This window comes from Polynucleobacter sp. 80A-SIGWE (assembly GCF_018882295.1).
Taxonomy (GTDB): Bacteria; Pseudomonadota; Gammaproteobacteria; order Burkholderiales; family Burkholderiaceae; genus Polynucleobacter.
Genome location: NZ_JACVOR010000001.1, coordinates 440,530 through 460,733, shown reverse-complemented (window position 1 = coordinate 460,733; position 20,204 = coordinate 440,530). Strand labels below are relative to the sequence as shown.

Annotated in this window: 18 protein-coding genes; 3 read left to right on the top strand and 15 right to left on the bottom strand. The window is 46.7% G+C overall.

Annotated features, from left to right (window positions below):
• Positions 1-3: 3 nt before the first annotated feature.
• The 15 genes from ICN25_RS02460 to bioB all read right to left on the bottom strand — a co-directional run bounded on the left by ICN25_RS02460 (position 4) and on the right by bioB (position 16,807).
• The gene (locus ICN25_RS02460) at positions 4-870 is read right to left on the bottom strand and encodes a cell division protein FtsQ/DivIB (protein WP_255536645.1); all 867 of its coding nucleotides are present in this window, start codon (positions 868-870) and stop codon (positions 4-6) included.
• Positions 867-1,880 carry a D-alanine--D-alanine ligase gene (locus ICN25_RS02455; protein ID WP_216178833.1) on the bottom strand — a complete coding sequence of 338 codons (1,014 nt, stop codon included), beginning with the start codon at positions 1,878-1,880 and terminating at the stop codon, positions 867-869. The genes ICN25_RS02460 and ICN25_RS02455 overlap by 4 nt, the downstream gene beginning before the upstream one ends.
• A complete protein-coding gene (murC, locus tag ICN25_RS02450) occupies positions 1,873-3,309 on the bottom strand; it encodes a UDP-N-acetylmuramate--L-alanine ligase (protein WP_216178832.1) in 1,437 nt (478 codons plus the stop codon). Before murC ends, ICN25_RS02455 begins: the two co-directional genes overlap by 8 nt.
• Entirely contained in the window at positions 3,306-4,379 is a 1,074-nt protein-coding gene (murG, locus tag ICN25_RS02445) for an undecaprenyldiphospho-muramoylpentapeptide beta-N-acetylglucosaminyltransferase (RefSeq protein WP_216178831.1), read from the bottom strand. Before murG ends, murC begins: the two co-directional genes overlap by 4 nt.
• Positions 4,376-5,647, bottom strand: coding sequence for a putative lipid II flippase FtsW (gene ftsW, locus ICN25_RS02440; protein WP_216178830.1), 1,272 nt, complete (start codon positions 5,645-5,647; stop codon positions 4,376-4,378). Before ftsW ends, murG begins: the two co-directional genes overlap by 4 nt.
• Entirely contained in the window at positions 5,644-7,263 is a 1,620-nt protein-coding gene (gene murD, locus ICN25_RS02435; protein WP_216178829.1) for a UDP-N-acetylmuramoyl-L-alanine--D-glutamate ligase, read from the bottom strand. Before murD ends, ftsW begins: the two co-directional genes overlap by 4 nt.
• Before the next feature lie 10 nt (positions 7,264-7,273).
• The gene (gene mraY, locus ICN25_RS02430; RefSeq protein ID WP_216178828.1) at positions 7,274-8,443 is read right to left on the bottom strand and encodes a phospho-N-acetylmuramoyl-pentapeptide-transferase; all 1,170 of its coding nucleotides are present in this window, start codon (positions 8,441-8,443) and stop codon (positions 7,274-7,276) included.
• Positions 8,434-9,876: a UDP-N-acetylmuramoyl-tripeptide--D-alanyl-D-alanine ligase gene (murF, locus tag ICN25_RS02425; protein WP_216179528.1), complete on the bottom strand. Its 1,443-nt coding sequence runs from the start codon at positions 9,874-9,876 to the stop codon at positions 8,434-8,436. Before murF ends, mraY begins: the two co-directional genes overlap by 10 nt.
• Positions 9,877-9,878: 2 nt before the next feature.
• Positions 9,879-11,432 (bottom strand): UDP-N-acetylmuramoyl-L-alanyl-D-glutamate--2,6-diaminopimelate ligase, encoded by a 1,554-nt coding sequence (locus ICN25_RS02420; RefSeq protein ID WP_216178827.1) that lies wholly within the window; start codon positions 11,430-11,432, stop codon positions 9,879-9,881.
• Positions 11,429-13,201, bottom strand: coding sequence for a penicillin-binding protein 2 (locus tag ICN25_RS02415; RefSeq protein ID WP_216178826.1), 1,773 nt, complete (start codon positions 13,199-13,201; stop codon positions 11,429-11,431). The genes ICN25_RS02420 and ICN25_RS02415 overlap by 4 nt, the downstream gene beginning before the upstream one ends.
• Positions 13,198-13,464: a cell division protein FtsL gene (gene ftsL / locus ICN25_RS02410; protein WP_216178825.1), complete on the bottom strand. Its 267-nt coding sequence runs from the start codon at positions 13,462-13,464 to the stop codon at positions 13,198-13,200. Before ftsL ends, ICN25_RS02415 begins: the two co-directional genes overlap by 4 nt.
• Positions 13,461-14,411: a 16S rRNA (cytosine(1402)-N(4))-methyltransferase RsmH gene (rsmH, locus tag ICN25_RS02405; protein ID WP_216178824.1), complete on the bottom strand. Its 951-nt coding sequence runs from the start codon at positions 14,409-14,411 to the stop codon at positions 13,461-13,463. Before rsmH ends, ftsL begins: the two co-directional genes overlap by 4 nt.
• A gap of 12 nt (positions 14,412-14,423) precedes the next feature.
• On the bottom strand, positions 14,424-14,852 hold the full coding sequence (mraZ, locus tag ICN25_RS02400) for a division/cell wall cluster transcriptional repressor MraZ (protein ID WP_216179526.1): 429 nt from the start codon (positions 14,850-14,852) through the stop codon (positions 14,424-14,426).
• A 274-nt stretch (positions 14,853-15,126) separates the two neighbouring features.
• The gene (gene coq7, locus ICN25_RS02395) at positions 15,127-15,756 is read right to left on the bottom strand and encodes a 2-polyprenyl-3-methyl-6-methoxy-1,4-benzoquinone monooxygenase (protein ID WP_216178823.1); all 630 of its coding nucleotides are present in this window, start codon (positions 15,754-15,756) and stop codon (positions 15,127-15,129) included.
• Between the two features lie 13 nt (positions 15,757-15,769).
• Positions 15,770-16,807, bottom strand: a complete 1,038-nt coding sequence (gene bioB, locus ICN25_RS02390) for a biotin synthase BioB (protein ID WP_216136594.1) — start codon at positions 16,805-16,807, stop codon at positions 15,770-15,772.
• A gap of 89 nt (positions 16,808-16,896) precedes the next feature.
• On the opposite strand from bioB, the gene bioA reads away from it, so the two are divergent.
• The 3 genes from bioA to bioD are packed head-to-tail and all read left to right on the top strand — an operon-like array spanning position 16,897 to position 20,188.
• A complete protein-coding gene (bioA, locus tag ICN25_RS02385; protein WP_216178822.1) occupies positions 16,897-18,243 on the top strand; it encodes an adenosylmethionine--8-amino-7-oxononanoate transaminase in 1,347 nt (448 codons plus the stop codon).
• The gene (locus ICN25_RS02380) at positions 18,240-19,469 is read left to right on the top strand and encodes an 8-amino-7-oxononanoate synthase (protein WP_216178821.1); all 1,230 of its coding nucleotides are present in this window, start codon (positions 18,240-18,242) and stop codon (positions 19,467-19,469) included. Before bioA ends, ICN25_RS02380 begins: the two co-directional genes overlap by 4 nt.
• Complete coding sequence (gene bioD / locus ICN25_RS02375) at positions 19,466-20,188, top strand: dethiobiotin synthase (RefSeq protein WP_216178820.1); 723 nt, start codon at positions 19,466-19,468, stop codon at positions 20,186-20,188. Before ICN25_RS02380 ends, bioD begins: the two co-directional genes overlap by 4 nt.
• The last annotated feature ends 16 nt before the right edge of the window (positions 20,189-20,204 follow it).

Genomic DNA, 20,204 nt, shown 5'->3' with positions numbered 1-20,204 from the left:
TCCTCATTGCTTCTGCTCACTTTTCTTGCCATCTGCTTCATTCTTTTTCAAACTTGCCGAAGCAAGATGTACTGCAAAACCATTTGCATAGCGCAAATCAATTGCGTCTACGCGATTAGCCCACTTCTCTTGAACTTGCGGCCAATACTTAAAGAGGCGCGCTACACGATCCTCGGTTAATGTTTTGTCAGAGTTCTCTTCATCCCTACCGAACTCCACCTTCATTCCGTTTGATAACTTCACATGCCAGGCATACCGCTCAGAGAGGGTTAAGCTTTTTACTTCCGCACTCCAAGGCTTAAACCAGGCGTTCGCTTTTTCATACAAGCGCATCACTTCTTTGCTTGCATCTTCTGGACCAGAAAAATCAATCAACTGAATTCCGTCTCCCACATCAGAAACACGGCCAGCAAATAGTTCACCATGGGTATTCATTAAGGTATGGCTATCGGCTCCACCCCAAGTTCCAAATGGTTTTTGCTCTTCAATGCTCACAATCAATCCGTTTGGCCAGACTCTGCGAACATTGGCATGACGCACCCATGGCATAGACTCGAAACCACGCTTAACATCTTCCAATCTCACGCTAAAGAAGTTTCCCTGGACCGTCTCTAAGACTTGTTGTTTCACCACAGGCTTATTAATATGCTTTAGCGTCTGCCCAGCCACCGGCTCAATCACTACTTGGCGTAATGCAAAGACGGGTCGCTGGCTTAGCCACACCAAAATTCCAACGCAAACCATGACCGCGAAACAGCGCATTAAGAAACGGCTCAGCTTTTGCATCCGCTCTGGATGATTCCAAAGCGGAGACGCCAGTGAAGCAAATACTTCACCGAAGCCATTTAAGAAGGCGCTCATCCGACTCATACTTGCGCAGCCCCCTTGGTATTTAAGGTTTGGCAAATGACCCAGAGAACTAATTCAGCATATTCAACACCGGCTGCTTTAGCGGCCATTGGAACTAAAGAATGTGAAGTCATACCTGGAGATGTATTCATCTCTAAGAGATAGGGTTTGCCAGTTTTTTGATCCAACATCACATCAGCACGCCCCCAGGTTTTACAACCAAGGGTGCGATAAGCAGCTAAGGCTAAATCTTGAACCGCTTTATTGACTTCTGGTGCCAAGCCAGTTGGGCACAAGTATTTAGTCTCATCAGAAAAATACTTGTTGTGGAAATCGTAATTGGCCTCAGGTGGAATGATTTTGATCACAGGCAATGCCTCAGCATTTTCTCCAAATCCAACCAATGGGCAAGTTAACTCATCACCAACAATACAAGTTTCAGCAATCACTTTTTTATCCATCCCTGCAGCCAACTTATAAGCAGCAGGCAACTCTTCGACGGATTTCACCTTAGTCAGACCAAGTGAAGAGCCTTCATGTGCTGGCTTGACAATTAATGGCAAACCTAAGTGCTTCACCACTGCATTCCAATCGCTATCAGCTTTCAACTCCTGAAACTCTGGAGTTGAAAGACCGCTGCTAAGCCAGACAAGCTTGGTTGCAATTTTGTCGATTGCTAATGCAGAAGCCAGTACACCGCTACCGGTATAAGGCAAACCTAAAAGTTCGAGCAATCCTTGGATCGTGCCGTCTTCACCGTAGCGTCCATGTAAGGAAATAAAGATACGGTCAAATTTTTCATTTGCCAATTCAGTTGGGCAACGTAATCCCGGATCAAATGGATGTGCATCAACCCCTTTAGACAGCAGTGCTTCCAATACGCCATTGCCCGACATCAAGGAAATCTCACGCTCACCAGACCGACCACCAAGCAATACACCGACTCGACCAAGAGATTTAACATCTAGATTCGCGAGCTCTTGTTTCACTCGCTCACCCCAAGAAAGCAATTGTTGATTTTGCTTAGACATGTTTTGCCTCCGCCAATACATGAGGCAAGCCAGAGATAGAGCCTGCACCCATCGTGATTAAGACATCACCATCACGCAAAATGTTGCCGAGCTTTTCTGGCATCTCAGCAACACTTGGAGCAAAGGCCACGGCTGCGCTATCCAAAGATGCCTTTAAAGCTTTATCAGTTGTCAGCGCTGCTTTCATGAGGCTCTGACCATCAGCACCTGGAATCTTCGCTTCGCCGGCGGGATATACCTCGGTTAATACCAGGGCATCAAAGTTTTTCAGTACTTGGACAAACTCACCAAAGCAATCACGCGTTCTTGTAAAACGATGGGGTTGGAATGCCAACACCAAGCGTCGATCAGGATAAGCACCACGGGCTGCAGATAAAGTAGCCGCCATTTCAACAGGATGATGTCCGTAGTCATCTATCAATGTGAAACTTCCACCAGATGACAAAGGAATTTCTCCATATCTTTGAAAGCGGCGACCAACACCACTAAATTCAGACAATGCTTTCACGATGGCCTCATCACCCACACCAAGCTCAGTGGCAATACCAATCGCTGCTAAGGCATTACGAACGTTATGTAAGCCCGGTAAATTTAATTGCACTTCAAGTCGACCTGGCGTATTGCCATGACGGCGTACAGTTTTACGATCAACCGTAAAGTGCATGCGAGTACCTTCAGCGCGCACATTACTTGCACGAATATCTGCATCTTCAGATAAGCCGTAGCGCAATACCGGTTGAGATACAAATGGAATAATGTCGCGTACATTCGCATCATCAATACAAAGTACTGCAACACCATAAAAAGGCATGCGCTGAATAAATTGGACAAATGCTTGCTTCAACCTTGCCATGTCATGCTGATAGGTATCCATATGATCAGCATCGATATTGGTGACCACTTCCATCGCTGGGAATAATTGCAGGAAAGAGGCATCGGACTCATCCGCTTCAACCACAATAAAGTCACCCTGGCCTAAGCGCGCATTAGCACCTGCGGAATTTAACTTGCCGCCAATCACAAAGGTTGGATCTAAGCCGCCTTCGGCCAAGACTGAGGCAACCAAACTGGTTGTCGTTGTTTTGCCATGAGTACCTGCAATCGCAATGCCCTGCTTCAAACGCATGAGTTCGCCGAGCATGACAGCACGTTGAATCACAGGCACCTTAGCTGCGCGAGCAGCCAGTACCTCAGGATTATTTCCAGCAACTGCAGTAGAAATTACTACCGCTTCTGCGGTGCCAATATTTTTAGGATCATGGCCAATATGAATGACTGCGCCTAAATCTTTTAAGCGCTTTGTTGCAGCACCCTCAGCCAAATCGGATCCAGATACCTGATAACCCAAATTCAGGAGTACTTCGGCAATACCACTCATGCCTGCTCCGCCGATACCAACAAAATGGATTTGCTGAACGATATGTTTCATATACCTACTCCTGCACAGTCTGCGCATACCTCAGCCACACGCTGAGTTGCATGAGGCTTTGCTAAAGCATGAGCACGCTCAGCCATCACTTGTAAATCTTGGCGGCTAAAGTTTTGAATCATGGATGCAAGATCCTGCGGATTGAGATCTTGTTGTGGAAGCAGAATTGCTGCATCTGCATCCGACAAAAAGCGTGCATTCGCAGTCTGATGATCATCAATTGCATAGGGGAATGGGATCAAGCAGGATGCAACACCACATGCTGCGATTTCTGAAACAGTCATCGCGCCAGAACGGCAGATAACGAGATCTGCCTGTGCATAGGCGGTTGGCATGTCGTCAATGAAAGGACGAATGTCAGCAATAACACCTAAGTCAGCATATCGCTGTTGTAAATCTGCAAGATGTTTATCGCCCGCCTGATGAATCACCTGTGGACGTGCATCTTTATCCATCAATGCCAATGCTGCTGGAATTGCTTCATTTAAAGCAGCCGCACCTAAGCTACCACCAACTACTAATATCGACAAAGGTCCGGTGCGCGATTCATATCGTTTTGCTGGCGCGCCCACGACTTCAAATTCTTCACGGATTGGATTGCCAACCCACTCAGCATGCGCCATCGTATCCGGGAAACCAGTTAAGGTACGCATAGCAATTTTGGCAAGAGCGCGATTAGCGCTTCCCGCTACAGAATTTGCTTCATGCAGAACCAATGGCTTCTTCAAAAACTTCGTCATCAAGCCGCCGGGAAATGTAATGTACCCGCCCATACCTAAAACGACATTTGGCTTGATACGGCGTATGATCTTCAAACTCTGAAAACTCGCCCTTGCGAGATTAAACGGCAACATCAATTTTGCTTTAATGCCTTTACCACGCAGGCCGCCAAACTCAACTGCCTCAAATGGGAAGTCACAAGCTTTTACTAGGCGATATTCCATACCGCTTTGATTGCCAAGCCAAAAAACTTTCCAGCCACAGATGCGTAGATATTCAGCAACAGCTAGGCCTGGGAAAATATGTCCCCCAGTACCACCGGCCATAATCAAGATGGATGGCTTGGTCATAGCTTGCCACCTCGCATCAAGATTCGGTTCTCATAATCAATACGCAGGAGCATAGCGACCGCAACTGCATTCATCAATATTCCTGAACCACCATAACTGACTAAAGGAAGAGTCAAGCCTTTGGTAGGCAGCAAGCCTAAGTTCACGCCCATATTGATAAATGCCTGCCAGCCAATCCATATCGCTACGCCCTTAGCGGCGAGACCAGCAAAACTACGATCCAGTTGCAAAGCAGTGCGGCCAATCAAGAAAGCACGACGTACGATCCAATAGAACAAGAAGATCATCACTACTACGCCAACGAATCCAAGCTCTTCACCAATCACCGCCATGATGAAATCGGTATGCGCTTCCGGAAGGTAATGCAATTTTTCAACACTACCGCCCAGACCCAAACCAAACCATTCACCACGTCCAAATGCCATGAGTGAATGGGTTAATTGATATCCTTTATTTGCTGCATTGTCGACTTGCCATGGATCCATAAATGCCAACATGCGACCGCGACGGAATGGTGAAAGGGCAATCATCGTGGCACCACTCAGCAAGCCAACCAAGATCAAGCCACCAAATAACTTAGCGCTAATACCGCCTAAGAACAAAATTCCAAATGCAATTAAAGCCACCACTACGAATGCGCCCATATCTGGCTCAGCCATTAATAAGCCACCAACCAATGCAACCGCAATACCCATTGGCAACATGCCCTTAACAAATGAGTGCAGATACTCTTGGCGCTGGACTGTGTAGCTTGCGGCAAAAATCACTGCAGCAAATTTCATTAATTCAGATGGCTGGAAGTTCATGAGTCCCAATGGAATCCAACGCTTCGCACCATTTACACCCTTACCCACACCAGGGATAAGAACAGCAATTAAGAGTAAAACCGTAAAGCCAAAAATGACTGGTGAATAACGATCCCAAACTTTGGTTGGGATCTTGAATGCCCAAATACCAACACCAATGGCAATTGCCAATGAAATGCAATGCCGAATTAAGAAGAAGTTGCTACTGTAATTTGCGTACTTAGGACCATCAGCCAAGGTAATGGATGCGGAATAGACCATGACCAAACCGATCAAAGCCAAAGACAGTACCGCCCAAACTAACAACTGGTCATAGTCCATCATGCGTGAGCGAGTTTGCTCAACACCAGAAACCGCATCTCTCAAGCCGCTACGGAAATTATCGATCCCGCCTCTGGAGAAATTCCAGAAGCGGCCAAGGCCCAAACGATTCTCAGGAAAAAGTTTTTCCTTCAAACTCATGCATGGACTCCTTCGAATTGCATTCCTAGCTCTTGAACTTCAGCAACGAATGCTTCGGCACGTGCCACGTAATCGCTAAACTGATCAAAACTAGCACAAGCTGGTGAGAGTAAAACGATATCGCCAGACTGAGCTTGTTTTGCGGCTTCTGCCACTGCACTTTGGAGGGTCTCACTCATGACACAGGGCACTGCATCAGCTAAAGCCTCAGCAATCATTGGCGCGTCCTTACCAATCAGGAAAACACCTTTTACAAAGCGCAATGCAGGATCACGTAAGGGACTAAAGTCCTGGCCTTTCCCTTCGCCACCAGCAATCAACCAGATCCGCTTACCGGAATCATTTGCACTTAAACCATTGAGCGCAGCTACAGTTGCGCCTACATTGGTACCTTTACTGTCATCCACATACTCAACATTCGACACAATCGAAACACTTTGAACACGATGTGGCTCGCCATGGTAGTCACGCAAACCATGTAAAAGCATATTCATTGGCAAACCAGCTGCGCGTGCCAAGGCTAACGAAGCTAATGCATTTAAAGCATTGTGGCGACCACGAATGCGTAAAGCATCAGCAGGTATTAAACGCTTTAGTCTTAATGGCTCTTCCTCTACAGCAGCAGCTTTACGACGACGCTTAGGTTGAGGCTCAAGATCTTCGTCCACCTCAGCCCAAACTAGCCAATCAATCCCACCAGCACGTAGATCATGCTCAATGCCAAAGGCACCCTGCTCATCAGGACGACTTGCGCCAAAAGTAATAACGGATTTATTTGCTTTTTGCTCGTCATTCAGGAGATTCATTACAAGTGAATCATCGCGATTCAGAATGCAGATAGTGTCTTGACTAAAGATATTCGCTTTTGCATCAACATAGGCCTGCATATCACCGTGCCAATCTAAGTGATCTTGCGTAATATTCAATACAGTTGCTGCTGTTGCATTAAAGGTGCTTGTGTAAACCAATTGGAAGCTGGAGAGTTCTAGCACCCAAATCTCAGGCATATCGGAAACTTGATCAGATTCATCTAGGCAAGACATCAGCTTATCTAAAGCTGCTGGGCTGATATTTCCAGCAACAGCAACTCTCTTACCGGCACGCTCGCATAACTGTCCCGTTAGTGCAGTCGTGGTTGTCTTGCCATTTGTTCCGGTGATTGCTAGTAAGGCTGGCTTGTATTCAGACTCTGCGACTTGAGCCATGCGATCTAATGCAGCAATAGCTCTGGCAAAGAATTCCAATTCACCCCAGATATCAATGCTAGATTCTTGCGCCTTAGCTAAGAAAGAGGCTGTTGGCTCTTGAATTGGGGATAAGCCAGGACTAATTCCGATGACATCAATATTCTTTAAATTAATGTTATCAAGAGGTCCAAAGTGGGCTTCTTTGAGTCCTGCAAATTCAAGATCAGCCAACCAGGCTTTTTGTCGCTCATTTAACTTTTCGCGATCTCGCGTATCAGCCAGACTAACCTTAGCAGCGTTCCGCAAGCACCACTTAGCCATTGCATAACCAGACTCTCCCAATCCTAAGATTAAGAAATGCTGAGGCGCTTGATAGCCATCATCTGCGATGAGCGCTGGGTTAGCGAAGGCTTGGTCTAAGTTATGCATATTCTTTGGCTTACCTTAATTTCAGGCTGGAGAGGCCAATGAGGACTAATAAAATGGTGATGATCCAGAAGCGAACAACTACCTGTGTTTCGCGCCAGCCACCTAATTCGAAATGGTGATGAAGTGGTGCCATCCTAAAAATACGACGGCCCTCACCAAAACGCTTCTTGGTAAATTTGAACCAAAAGACTTGCAACATCACTGACAGTGTTTCTGCCACAAAGATTCCGCCCATGACAAAGAGCACAATTTCCTGGCGAACAATCACGGCAATAGTACCGAGTGCACCACCCAATGCGAGCGCACCAACATCACCCATAAATACTTGAGCAGGATGTGTGTTGTACCAAAGGAATGCCAGCCCCGCGCCGCCCATAGCGCCACAGAAAATCATGAGTTCGCCTGCGCCAGGAATATATGGGAATAACAGATACTTTGCGTAAATTGCATTACCCATCACGTAAGCAAAGGCGCCTAGAGCGGCACCAACCAATATCACAGGCATGATGACCAAGCCATCAAGACCATCAGTTAAGTTCACAGCATTACTACTACCAACAATGACTAAGTAACTCAAAATGATGAAACCCATTACGCCTAATGGGTAGCTAATTTCCTTCATGAAAGGAATCAGTAAGTTTGATTTCGCAGGCAAGTCCAAAGCGAATCCGCTTTTGAGCCAATCAAAGAACAATTGCAAGACTTTAAGGTTATTGACTTCAGATACCGAGAAGGCTAAATAAATAGCGGCAAATAATCCAATTAAAGTCTGCCAAAAGAATTTTTCTCGTGAGGCCATTCCTTTGGGATCTTTGCGCGATACTTTGCGGTAATCATCAACCCAACCAACCAAGCCAAATCCAAAAGTCACAATCATCACAATCCAAATAAAACGATTGCTCAAATCAGCCCACAACATGCAGGAGATAAAAATACCCAATAGGATCAGTACGCCACCCATTGTTGGGGTGCCTGATTTCACTAAATGGGTTTGTGGGCCATCCGTACGAACCGCTTGACCCATCTTCAATGCAGTCAACTTACGAATAACCCACGGGCCAGCCGCTAAGCCAATCAGCAAAGCAGTCACTGTTGCCATTACCGCTCTAAAAGTGATGTAGTTAAAGACTCGGAAAAATCCAAAATCATCCTGCAACCATTGCGCCAATATCAAGAGCATGCTTTAGCCTCCTCTAATAAAGCCTGTACTACACGCTCCATACGCATAAAACGAGATCCCTTAACCAAAATATCTAAGTGCAACTGCTTGCTTGACTCTTGATCTGCTAGCGCCACATTAAGCTCTTCAAGCAACTGATCGAGTGTGGTGAAGTGCATAGCACTGCTAGCAAGCTGAGTCTTTTGCGAATCATTAAAGCCCTGCACTGCAAATTTGCACTGCTCTCCGAGCGCAAATAACTTACTAATACCCTGCTCGGCAGCATAGGCACCAACCTCCTCATGGAACGCAGGTCCTTGATCACCTACCTCACCCATATCACCCAATACCAACCAAGAAGCATTGCCAGATTGTTTAAGCGCATCAATAGCAGCCCTTACAGAATCAGGATTCGCGTTGTAACTATCATCAATCAAGGTGCGACCCGCAAGTAAAGGCTTTGATTGCATGCGTCCATTTACCGGAACAAAAGATTCCAAACCGGACTTGATTTGCTCCAAACTTAATCCAGCACCTACAGCAACTGCACTAGCCGCTAAGGCATTGCGCACATTGTGGTTTCCTAAGGTATTGAGTTGAACCTCAAGTTTGCCAAGTTCAGTTGAAATCTCAATTCTTCCGCTAGCCAATAACTTTCCAGTCACAGAGGCTTTGACTAACATCGAGTCTGTAGATAAAGCAAAGTCAATTACCTTGCGTCCTGCGGCAGCTTGATGCCAAACCGAAGAGAACTCAGAATCCGCTGGAAATACTGCTACACCATCTGCAGGAAGCGCACTCAAAGCAGTTGCATGTTCTTTTGCAACTGCTTCTACAGTCGCCATAAATTCTTGATGCTCGCGCTGGGCATTGTTAATCAGAGCGATATTGGCTTGAGCAATCAGGGCTAGTTCTGCTGTTTCGCCGGGATGATTCATCCCCAACTCAATCACTGCTAAGCGATCGGTTGATCGCATACGTAGCAAGGTTAAGGGTAGGCCAATATCATTATTGAAGTTACCTTTAGTAACTAGAGTGCACTCTTCACCAGCAGCCGCCTTGAAGATCGAAGCAATCATCTCTTTTACAGTGGTCTTGCCATTAGATCCTGTTACCAAAGCTACTGGGATAGAAAACTGTGCGCGCCATGCCTTTGCCAGCTCACCCAAACCCTGTTTAACGTCTTGGACAGATACTGCTGGTAAGTTTGCAGGGCATTTTTCCTTATTACTAATAAGCGCCGCACTTGCACCTGCTGTTGCCACATCACCCAAGAAATCATGCGCATCGAAACGATCGCCCGACAAAGCAATAAATAATTCACCAGACTGAATCTGACGACTATCGCTGCCAACATGAGAAATAGAAATTCCTTCAGCAGACTTTGCATCAGCATGAATCAACTGACTACCTGGCAACATGGCATGCACTTGGGCGAGACTAGTCATAGGCACACTCATACGCCACCCCCTGCAGCCAAACGAATATGCTCTTGGTCAGAAAAATCAAATTTCTTGCCATTGATCTCTTGAGTAGACTCATGTCCTTTACCAGCAACTAGAACAATATCCTGGATGTCGGCATGTCGGACCGCAGCCATAATGGCAGCTGCTCTATCGGGCAATGCTTGCACATTCGATAGATCGCCTGACATACCAGCTTGGATCATGGCAATAATAGAATTCGGTTCTTCAGATCTGGGGTTATCACTCGTAATCACAACATGATCAGCAAACTCTTGCGCTGCACGCCCCATTTGTGGGCGCTTACCTGAATCTCGATCACCACCGCAACCGAAGACACACCATACTTTTCCATTACGTTGATTTGCAATGGGGCGCAATGCATTCAATGCTTTAGCGAGGGCATCTGGGGTATGCGCATAGTCCACAACAATTAATGGACCCTCAGTTCTCTGCGTTTTATTTAAGCGAATCAGTTCCATCCGACCTGGAACGGCACTCAACTTATTCATGCGCTTAGAGGCTTCACTGGTGCTCAAGCCTTGGGCCAACAGAACCGTCCAAACGGCAAGGCAATTACTCAGATTAAATTCACCCAATACTGCAAGTTGAACAGTGCTTGAACCTGATGCATCACAGTTAAATTGAGAGTCATAGCCAGCACTTGTAAACAGGGTGTTTTCTGTATAGGTGCGCTTCAGACGATCGCCAAATTTTTCAAATCCGGCAAATGCATTACTACTGAATGCGTAGCCCCATACTTGAGGGCCGTCGACAGCGAGGAGCTTCATTGCTAATTCGCGCCCAAATGCGTCGTCAAAATTGATGATGGCATTTTCAAGTTGAGGCAATTGGAACAGCTTCGCTTTTGCCTCGGCGTATTCACCCATCGTGCCGTGATAATCCAAGTGATCTTGAGTTAAATTGGTAAATACCGCAGTACGCACATCCAAACCAGAAATGCGATCTTGATCGAGCGCATGAGAAGAAATCTCAATGGCCACCTGCTGAGCACCTGCATCGAGCAATTCTTTTAATTGAGTCTGTAAACGTGGCGCATCTGGTGTGGTGTAACCAGTCTCGATTAACGCTCCCGGGAAACCGGTACCCAAAGTACCCAAAACTGCAGTGCGATGGTTGGACTCATCCAAAGCCTGTGCCAGCCACTGAGTAATACTGGTTTTGCCATTGGTGCCGGTAACGCCGATAACATTGAGCTGTTTACTTGGATAGTCATACCACTCAGCACAGAGCTCTCCAGCTAGGCTGGATAAATTATCAACAGCAAAGCATTCTGAGCGGTCTAAGTATTCGTTAGCAACACCATCTGCGGGATCAAATACAACCGCTGCTGCACCATTTGCCAAGGCGGCTGCAATGTAATCACGACCATCACGCAAAGCATTGCCATGACCAACAGGATATGCGAAGAAGATATCGCCAGATTGAATTTGACGACTATCAGCAGTTGCTTTTGCATCTGCTGATGTGAGATCACGTAAATGAGAGATCAAGAGATGGGGTTCGATATTAATCATTGCCATCATCTTTTTAAAACCGCTGTATTTGTTTTGACTGCGGCACTCTGTATTACGACAGGACTTTGATCCTGCATTGCTTTCTGCTTAAGCGGGCTATCCGGCAAGACATTTAAGGTACGCAGAGTCTCACTCACGATAGTAGAAAACACTGGTGCTGCAACATCCCCACCGTAGTGGCTACCACCAGTCGGCTCATCAATCATGACGGCCACCACAATGCGTGGGGCACTAATGGGTGCCAAGCCTGCAAAGTAAGCGCGGTATTTATTCCCATACCCCTTACCTACCAATTTATGGGCTGTACCTGTTTTTCCACCAACTCGATAACCTTCAGCTTGCGCTTTAATGGCGGTACCACCTGGCTCTGTTACTGACTCCATCATGCTGCGCATCTCAATAGCTGTCTTAGCAGAAATGACGTGTGTACCAGGCTTAAATTCTGGACTACGCTCAATCGTAAGCGGCACCAATTCACCATCACGCGCAAAGATCGTATAAGCACGCGCCACCTGAAAGAGTGAGCCTGAAATGCCATAACCAAAGGCAATCCGCGCCTGGTCAGTTGGCATCCATTTTTTAAAGGGATGCACAGTACCAGCTACAGCACCAGGAAAGCCAATCTTCGGCGCCTGACCCAAACCAACTGATGTGTAGAAATTCCACATCTCTTCAGCGGATAAATTGTTCATCGCAATTTTGGCCGTACCAATATTGCTCGATTTTTGAATAATTTGCGCAACAGTGAGGTTGCCGTATGGATGCGTATCGGTAATCGGCTTTGGACCAACTAAATATTTGGCACCAATTGCCATATTGGTAGTAGGAGTGATTACACCCTTCTCTAAAGCAATCGCTACCGTTAAGGGCTTCATCGTTGAGCCAGGCTCAAAGGTGTCAGTTAAAACACGATTACGCAACTGCTCACCCGTCAGCTTCTTACGATCGTTCGGGTTGTAGCTCGGGTAATTTGCTAAGGCTAAGATCTCACCAGTCTGAGTATCTAATACCACCGCACCACCAGCGCTGGCACGATGTTGCTCAACTGCATTCTTAACCGCGTTATAAGCCAGAAACTGAATCTTGCTATCAATAGAGAGTTGCAAATCTTTACCATTTTGTGGCAACTGCAAAATCGCAACATCTTCAACAACACGACCGAGGCGATCCACAACCACTCGACGAGCGCCTGGATGTCCAGCTAGTTCTTTTTCCCGAGAGAGCTCCATACCCTCTTGACCACGGTCTTCCACATTAGTAAAACCAACGACGTGCGCCATCGCCTCACCCTCAGGATAGAAGCGACGATATTCATTATTTAAGCCAATGCCCGGAATTTCTAATTGCTTAATCTGTTGCGCCACTTCTGGGTCTACTTGGCGCTTTAAGAAAATTTGCTTACGCTCTTCTCTTAGCTTTTTACGCAACTCTGCTTCGCTAATCTGCAAAAGACTTGCTAATTTCTGCACTTTATCTGCAGCTAAATCATCAGGCACAGTGTCGTTATAGGCAATCACTGACTTTGCTTCCAAGCTGGTAGCAATCACTTGACCATTGCGATCTAATATTTTTCCACGGGAAGCAGGCAACTCCAACTCACGCTGAGTACCGCGCACACCTTTAGCTTCATAGAAAGCATTTCCCGGACCCTGAATCCAGAATGCGCGAATTAAGAGCAACATGAAGACGAAGAACAACATGAACAGCATCAGACGTGACCGCCACATTGGCAGACGCAATACTAAATTTGGCGTAGTTGAAAAACCTACCGGCCTCATCTAGCCTCCTTCAAGTACAAAGTACGCTCTGGAGAGATGGGAACCATGTGTAACTGATTACGAGCAACATCACGAATACGTGCAGACTTAGAAAGGTTGCGCTGCTCATACTCTAAGCGCAACCAATCTTGATTCAGTTTGCGCTCTTCAATTTGTGCACGTTCCAAGGAGATAAATAATTTGCGTGCACGCTGCTGTGCTGCAACCAAAGAGAGGGCGCAAACCAATAGCAAAATAAGTAAGGTCAGCGTAGCGCGATTCAAGCTAGCACTCCCGCACGTTTTTCAGCAACTCGCATGATGGCTGAACGGGCACGAGGATTCTCTCGAACCTCTTCATCACTTGGCTTAACACGTCCAATAATTTCTAAGGCGCTTTGCGGTAAATCTCGATCGCGAACTGGCAAACCACGAGGCACCTCAACCTTCGCATGTGACTGCAGAAATTGCTTAACAATGCGATCCTCTAGCGAATGAAAACTAATCACTGCCAATCGAGCGCCCGGCTTCAATAAATTGAGCGCAGCTTTTAATCCGAGCTCTAAATCTTCTAACTCGCGATTAATAAAAATACGTAAGGCCTGAAAAGTTCTCGTAGCTGGGTCTTGCCCAATTTCTCTTGTGCGAACGACGCTGGCAACCAAGCTTGCTAATTGCAAAGTTGTTTTTGGTGACAGACCCTCTTCTCGCTTAGCTACGATAGCTTTTGCGATCTGAAATGCAAAACGTTCTTCACCATAAGTCTTAATCACGCGCGTGATGTCCTCTTGTGATGCTTGCTCCAACCATTCTGCTGCTGTTAAACCATGATCCGTGTTCATGCGCATATCGAGTGGACCATCCTTGCGAAAGGAAAAGCCGCGATGTGCTTCGTCCACCTGCGGAGAGCTGATGCCAAGATCTAACAAAATGCCATCGACTGATTCTGGCTCCGCATACTGATCCATCTGCGCAAAACTGTCGTGCACGATTCGTAAACGTGGATCGTTGATTTTTTCCGCGACTGCGATCGCATCTAAATCCTTGTCGAAGGAAATCATTCGCGCGCTCGAAGGCAATTGTGAAAGCAGTGCTTGCGTATGTCCGCCACGCCCAAAGGTTCCATCGATCAAGAGTGGATTTTTTGATGCTTCGGGAGAGGTGATGCGTGGGCCACTGATCAGCGCCGTCACCGCCTCGGCCAGTAATACTGGGCGATGAGTTATGTTCATGGCACCCTGTCATCAAAAATTAAATTGCTTCAGGGCTTCAGGCATACCTTGTGCAATGGCAGCCTGTTCTTTTGCAGCGTAAGTAGCGGCGTCCCACAACTCCAGATGGCTACCCATACCGAGTAGCATCACTTCTTTTTCAATACCGGCGGCTGATCGCAACTCTGGGCTCACCAAAATTCTTCCTGCGCTGTCCAAATCTACTTCTGCAGCATTACCAAGGAAGATTCGGCGCCACCAATGGGCATCCATCGGCAATTGCGCGACACGTGATCGGAATGTTTCCCACTCAGGGCGGGGGAACAACAAGAGGCATCCATCAGGGTGTTTTGTGAGCGTAACTCGGCCCTCACCTTGAACTAACAAGGCGTCACGATGCTTTGCCGGCACAGACATGCGGCCTTTTGCATCTAAATTGAGAGCTGACGCACCTTGAAACACCATTTACCCCACTTTTTCACACTTCCTCCCACTTTAGAGGATCGCAATAAGAGGGTCAAGTGTTTTTGGGTAATTTTTTAGGAAATTTCCTAGTGATTACAAACACTTAGCGTCATGTGTTGATAAAATGGTGACTATAAAAATGCTACTTGAAACAACGGCTTGGAAAATATACTTAAGAATAGGTCTTAGCTATTTAGCCCAATAATGGATAAATATACTGTATTAATAAACAGTATTCCAAATAAAAATATGCAAAATAATTAATTTAGAACTAGATTTTGTAAGCAGTGCTCGTCATGACTTTTGACATCGCCTGCATTAGCTTCTGAATCGGCTCCGGCAAGACCGCACCACCAGCAGAAATTGCAGCTTGTCCATGCTCGATTTCATCAATGCGCATTTGATCAACAATAGCTCGAGAACGCTCATCTTCTGCAGGCAATTTTTGGAGATGGCTTTCGAGGTGATTCTCTACTTGTTTTTCTGTTTCAGCAACAAATCCAAGACTCCACCTATCGCCCGCTAAGCCAGCAGCCAAGCCGATTGCAAAGGATCCTGCATACCAAATTGGATTGAGATAACTCGTGTGCGAGCCTAGCTCTTGAAGGCGTGTTTCGCACCAAGCTAAATGGTCCATTTCCTCTTGGCCAGAGTGATCCAACATCTGTCGAATTTCAGGATTACGGGCCACTAATTTTTGCGACTGATAGAGAGCTTGGGCACAAACCTCACCCACATGATTTACACGCATTAATCCAGCAGCGTGCTCTCGCTCTTTGACATCTAGCAAAGCAGTAGATTGAACATCCGAACCTGGAGTTGGGCGATGAGCATGAGCACCCCCAACTACCGAGCGCAAGGCTGTATCAAACTCAATAATGAAGCGATCAATTAGCGCCATAGGCTTGTAAAAACTAGACCAAAACCTCTGCTTTGCAGCTTTGCTTAGTCTTCAAACCTAACTCAGCCAAAAGCTCTCGGTCTTGTTCTGCCTCGGGATTACCGGTAGTGAGTAGTTGCTCACCATAGAAAATAGAATTTGCGCCAGCCTGGAAGCACATGGCCTGAACTGCCCTGCCAAGCTCCTGTCGACCAGCTGATAAACGCACTCGTGCACGTGGCATCGTGATACGAGCTACAGCAATGGTTCTGACGAATTCCAGCGGATCTAAGGGCTTCTGATCTTCTAATGGGGTACCTGCAACAGGAACCAGGTGGTTAATTGGAACGGACTCTGGATACGGGCTTAAATTGGCCAAACGTGCCAAGAACGCCGCACGCTGTTCACGGGACTCACCCATACCCACAATACCGCCGCAACACACTGACATGCCGGCTGCACGTACATTAGAAATCGTATCTAAACGGTCTTGATATCCCCGAGTAGAGATGACTGAGCGATAGAAGTCCTCGCTGGTATCCAAATTGTGGTTATAGAAGTCTAAGCCGGCCTCCTGAAGGGCTTGAGCCTGATTAGCCTCTAGCATCCCTAGGGTGGCGCAGGTTTCAAGGCCTAAGGCCTTCACACCCTTAATCATGGCGGTGACTTTTTCAATATCGCGGTCTTTGGGTTCCCGCCAAGCGGCACCCATACAAAAACGGTTAGATCCGGCAGCCTTGGCAGCCTTAGCGGCCTCAAGCACCTCGTCCAGATCCATCAACTTATTGGCCTTCACGTCGGTGTCGTAACGTGCTGCCTGGGGGCAATAACCACAATCCTCGGGGCAGCCGCCAGTCTTAATTGACAAGAGCGTAGCTAATTCCACGTCACCATCAGGGAAGTTAGCGCGATGGGTCTCTTGCGCCTTGAACATTAATTCACTGAAGGGGAGGGCAAATAGAGCCTCAATTTGAGCCACCGACCAAGCGCCTGATGCGTCGACCTCTTTATGCAAATCCTTTTGAGACTTGACTTGGGTGAGGGGTTTTTCAGTAGTTTGGGTGGCCTGCATGGTCGAATTCCAGAAAATAGATCAATTCAAGGCATAAACATAACAGATACAGGCCTAAATTAGGAAAAACTAGTGGTCAAATACCAAACATGAAGCTTATTTCTGATCCAAATCAAACCTCACTGGTTGATCGCAGCCTAGATGCCGTTTGGCACCCCTGCACTCAGATGAAGCATCACGAGTCATTGCCTTTGATTGCCATTACCAAGGGTAAGGGTGCTTGGCTCTTTGATGACAAAGAAAATGCGCTACTCGATTGCATTAGCTCTTGGTGGACCAATCTGTTTGGCCACTCCAATCCACGCATCAACCAAGCAATTAGCAATCAACTAGAAAAAATTGAGCACGTCATGCTTGCCGGATTTACGCACCCACCTGTAGTGGAGCTTTCCGAGAAACTGTCCGCCTTAGCTCAAGGCCATTTGGGTCACGTTTTTTTTGCGTCTGATGGCGCCTCTGCAGTAGAGATTGCTTTGAAGATGAGTCACCACTTCTGGCGTCTGAATAACCAAGCACAAAAGAAAAAATTCGTCTGCTTAGAAAATGGTTACCACGGTGAAACCTTAGGCGCATTAGCAGTAACTGACGTTGCAATCTTTCGTGAAGCTTACGGCTCACTTTTACAAGATGTTTTTACTGTGCCCTCACCTGATGCACGTAAAGCAAAGCCTGGTGAAAGTGCTGATGATGTCGCTAGGCAAGCTGCCAAAAAATTAGAGGTGTTGTTAGAAGCAGAGCATCAGCATATTGCCGCCATCATTGTTGAACCGCTCGTTCAATGCGCAGGACAAATGGCGATGTACTCACCAGAATATTTACGCTTAGTGCGCTCACTCTGCGATCGCTATAGCATTCATCTCATCGCCGATGAGATTGCAGTAGGCTGCGGTCGGTCAGGAAAGTTTTTTGCTTGCGAACATGCAGGAATTTGGCCGGATTTCTTGACGCTGTCTAAAGGCATCAGCGGTGGTTATCTTCCGCTATCGCTCTCCATGACAACTGACAAAATTTATCGCGCCTTCTATGGCGATCAAATGCAACAAGGCTTCTTACACTCACATTCCTATACAGGCAATCCTTTAGCATGCGCTGCTGCACTTACATGTTTAGATATTTTTGAAACTGAATCTGTTCTTGAAAAAAATCTTGAACGTAGCAAAGATCTTGCCAATGCATTTTCTTGGGCAAAAGCAGATCACCGTATTGAGCATTGGCGTCAGCAAGGCATGATTTTGGCCTTTGATATTAAATCTGAATCACTAAAAAATTCAGCTACGTTTTCACGAGATATGTTTTCAGCAAGCATGGCAGAAGGCATTCTCATTAGACCAATTGGCAATACGATTTATGTCATGCCGCCGTATATTCTCTCTTCAGAGGAAACGATGCAAATGGGTGCCTCTGTACAACGCGCACTCAATCAGGTGTTGGCATGAGTACAAACTTTAAAGCTCGCGATATGGCGGAGCACCAGATTACCGAACTAGATGAGCAATTACTCAGACGCAAACTACGTACCACCGAATCGCCCTGCGACGCCAAGGCCCGCGTTGGTGAGCGAGAACTAAAAGCGTTTTGTAGCAATGATTACCTAGGTCTAGCAAACCATCCTAAAATAGTTGCTGCGCTTGCGGAAGGCGCAAAACTGTATGGAGTTGGGAGCGGTGCATCGCACCTAATTAGCGGTCACAGCATTGCACATGACTTGCTTGAAAAAAAATTGGCCGCCTGCGAGGAAAAGCATATTCCCAAGGCAAGAGCGCTGTTCTTTAGTACTGGCTATCTTGCAAATATCAATGCGATTACTGGAATTTCCAGACTGGCTGAACAAGGGCAAGCGAGTATTTACTCAGCCAAACTCAATCACGCCTCTTTGATTGATGGTGTTCGCTTAGCAAGTGCACAAAATAAAGCTAAGGTGACATTGTTTGATCACCAAAATCTCGACTCACTAGAAGAATCGCTAAAGCAAGATACCTACCCCCTCAAGTTGATTGTGGTCGATGGTGTATTCAGCATGGATGGGGATATCGCGCCCGTAGAAAAACTCCTGCATATTGCCGAACAATATGATGCCTTGTTGATGGTGGATGATGCACATGGATTTGGCGTGCTTGGCGAACAAGGCCACGGTATTTTGGAGCAAGCAGGGGTGCATTCAGAGCGAATCATTTATGTCGGCACGCTAGGTAAAGCGGCTGGTGTCAGTGGCGCGTTTATTTGTGCTGCCTCACCTTTTATTGAGTGGCTCATTCAAAAGGGGCGTCCTTATATTTACAGCACAGCCACGCCACCGGCGATTGCTCACACCTTACTCAGCAGTCTTGAGTTGATCGAAGGCGATGAAGGTGTTTCTCGTCGCAAAAAACTAAATGAACTGATTCAGATCTGGAACGAAGAGATGACTTTCTCAAGCTGGGAAAAAACGCCTTCATCCACTCCAATTCAACCCGTCATTTTAGGAAGCAATGCCAACGCATTAGCTGTAGCTAAACTCTTGGATGAAGCAGGCTATTGGATTCCAGCAATCCGTCCGCCCACCGTTCCTGTTGGTACTTCTCGCCTGCGCATTACTTTTTCTGCAAACCATAGCGTTGATGACTTACGTGAGTTAATTCAGGAATTAAAAATCATTGAGCAAACGGTAGAAGGTAACGTATGACAATCAATACTCCTACTGGTTTTTTTGTCACCGGCACCGACACTGAAGTTGGCAAAACTTTGCTAAGTGGTGCACTCATTCTGAAACTAAGAGAGGCAGGCAGCCGCGCAATCGGTTTTAAGCCTGTAGTCGCCGGCACCTATATTGACTCCAACGGTCAGAAACTGAATGAAGACCTAGAAACATTACGGATCGCGTCAGGATTAAATTCTCAGGAGCCAAGTCTCTGCCCCTATGTTCTAGATGAGGCAGCCGCTCCACACCTTGTTGCCAAGAAAAATGATGTTTACCTAGACTCCTCCATCATCTTGGGTGATTTACATTCCTTGAGCCAACAATTTGAGGTGGTGGTTGTTGAAGGTGCAGGTGGATTTTTAGTTCCTCTAAGCGAACAGGAAGATTTGGGTGATCTCGCTCAGGCAATGGATTTACCGGTCATCCTTGTAGTCGGTATGCGTTTGGGCTGCATTAATCACGCCCTACTCACGTGTGAAGCAATTGTGTCGCGCCAGTTGACGATTGCCGGCTGGGTAGCGAATACGCTTTCAGAGGAAATGCCTCTTTTAGAAGAAAATATTCAAACCCTAAAAGACCGAATTTTTGCGCCTTTTTTAGGCGTCATTCCCACTCTTCCTAAGCAGCTTCAGAAGCCGGAGAATGCCCCCTACTCGATAGAGGCCTTACGATTTGCTGCGGAGCATATAAAACTGCCTGAGTAAATTCAGATAAGATGAA

Bases quoted from the DNA above. Each gene is read 5' to 3' on its own strand.
- rsmH (WP_216178824.1), bottom strand. From the start codon at position 14,411: ATGAACATAACTCATCGCCCAGTATTACTGGCCGAGGCGGTGACGGCG.
- ICN25_RS02460 (WP_255536645.1), bottom strand. From the start codon at position 870: ATGAGTCGGATGAGCGCCTTCTTAAATGGCTTCGGTGAAGTATTTGCT.
- murD (WP_216178829.1), bottom strand. From the start codon at position 7,263: ATGCATAACTTAGACCAAGCCTTCGCTAACCCAGCGCTCATCGCAGAT.
- coq7 (WP_216178823.1), bottom strand. From the start codon at position 15,756: ATGGCGCTAATTGATCGCTTCATTATTGAGTTTGATACAGCCTTGCGC.
- bioA (WP_216178822.1), top strand. From the start codon at position 16,897: ATGAAGCTTATTTCTGATCCAAATCAAACCTCACTGGTTGATCGCAGC.
- bioD (WP_216178820.1), top strand. From the start codon at position 19,466: ATGACAATCAATACTCCTACTGGTTTTTTTGTCACCGGCACCGACACT.
- ICN25_RS02380 (WP_216178821.1), top strand. From the start codon at position 18,240: ATGAGTACAAACTTTAAAGCTCGCGATATGGCGGAGCACCAGATTACC.
- murC (WP_216178832.1), bottom strand. From the start codon at position 3,309: ATGAAACATATCGTTCAGCAAATCCATTTTGTTGGTATCGGCGGAGCA.
- murG (WP_216178831.1), bottom strand. From the start codon at position 4,379: ATGACCAAGCCATCCATCTTGATTATGGCCGGTGGTACTGGGGGACAT.
- ICN25_RS02455 (WP_216178833.1), bottom strand. From the start codon at position 1,880: ATGTCTAAGCAAAATCAACAATTGCTTTCTTGGGGTGAGCGAGTGAAA.
- ICN25_RS02415 (WP_216178826.1), bottom strand. From the start codon at position 13,201: ATGAGGCCGGTAGGTTTTTCAACTACGCCAAATTTAGTATTGCGTCTG.
- ftsW (WP_216178830.1), bottom strand. From the start codon at position 5,647: ATGAGTTTGAAGGAAAAACTTTTTCCTGAGAATCGTTTGGGCCTTGGC.
- bioB (WP_216136594.1), bottom strand. From the start codon at position 16,807: ATGCAGGCCACCCAAACTACTGAAAAACCCCTCACCCAAGTCAAGTCT.
- mraY (WP_216178828.1), bottom strand. From the start codon at position 8,443: ATGCTCTTGATATTGGCGCAATGGTTGCAGGATGATTTTGGATTTTTC.
- ICN25_RS02420 (WP_216178827.1), bottom strand. From the start codon at position 11,432: ATGATGGCAATGATTAATATCGAACCCCATCTCTTGATCTCTCATTTA.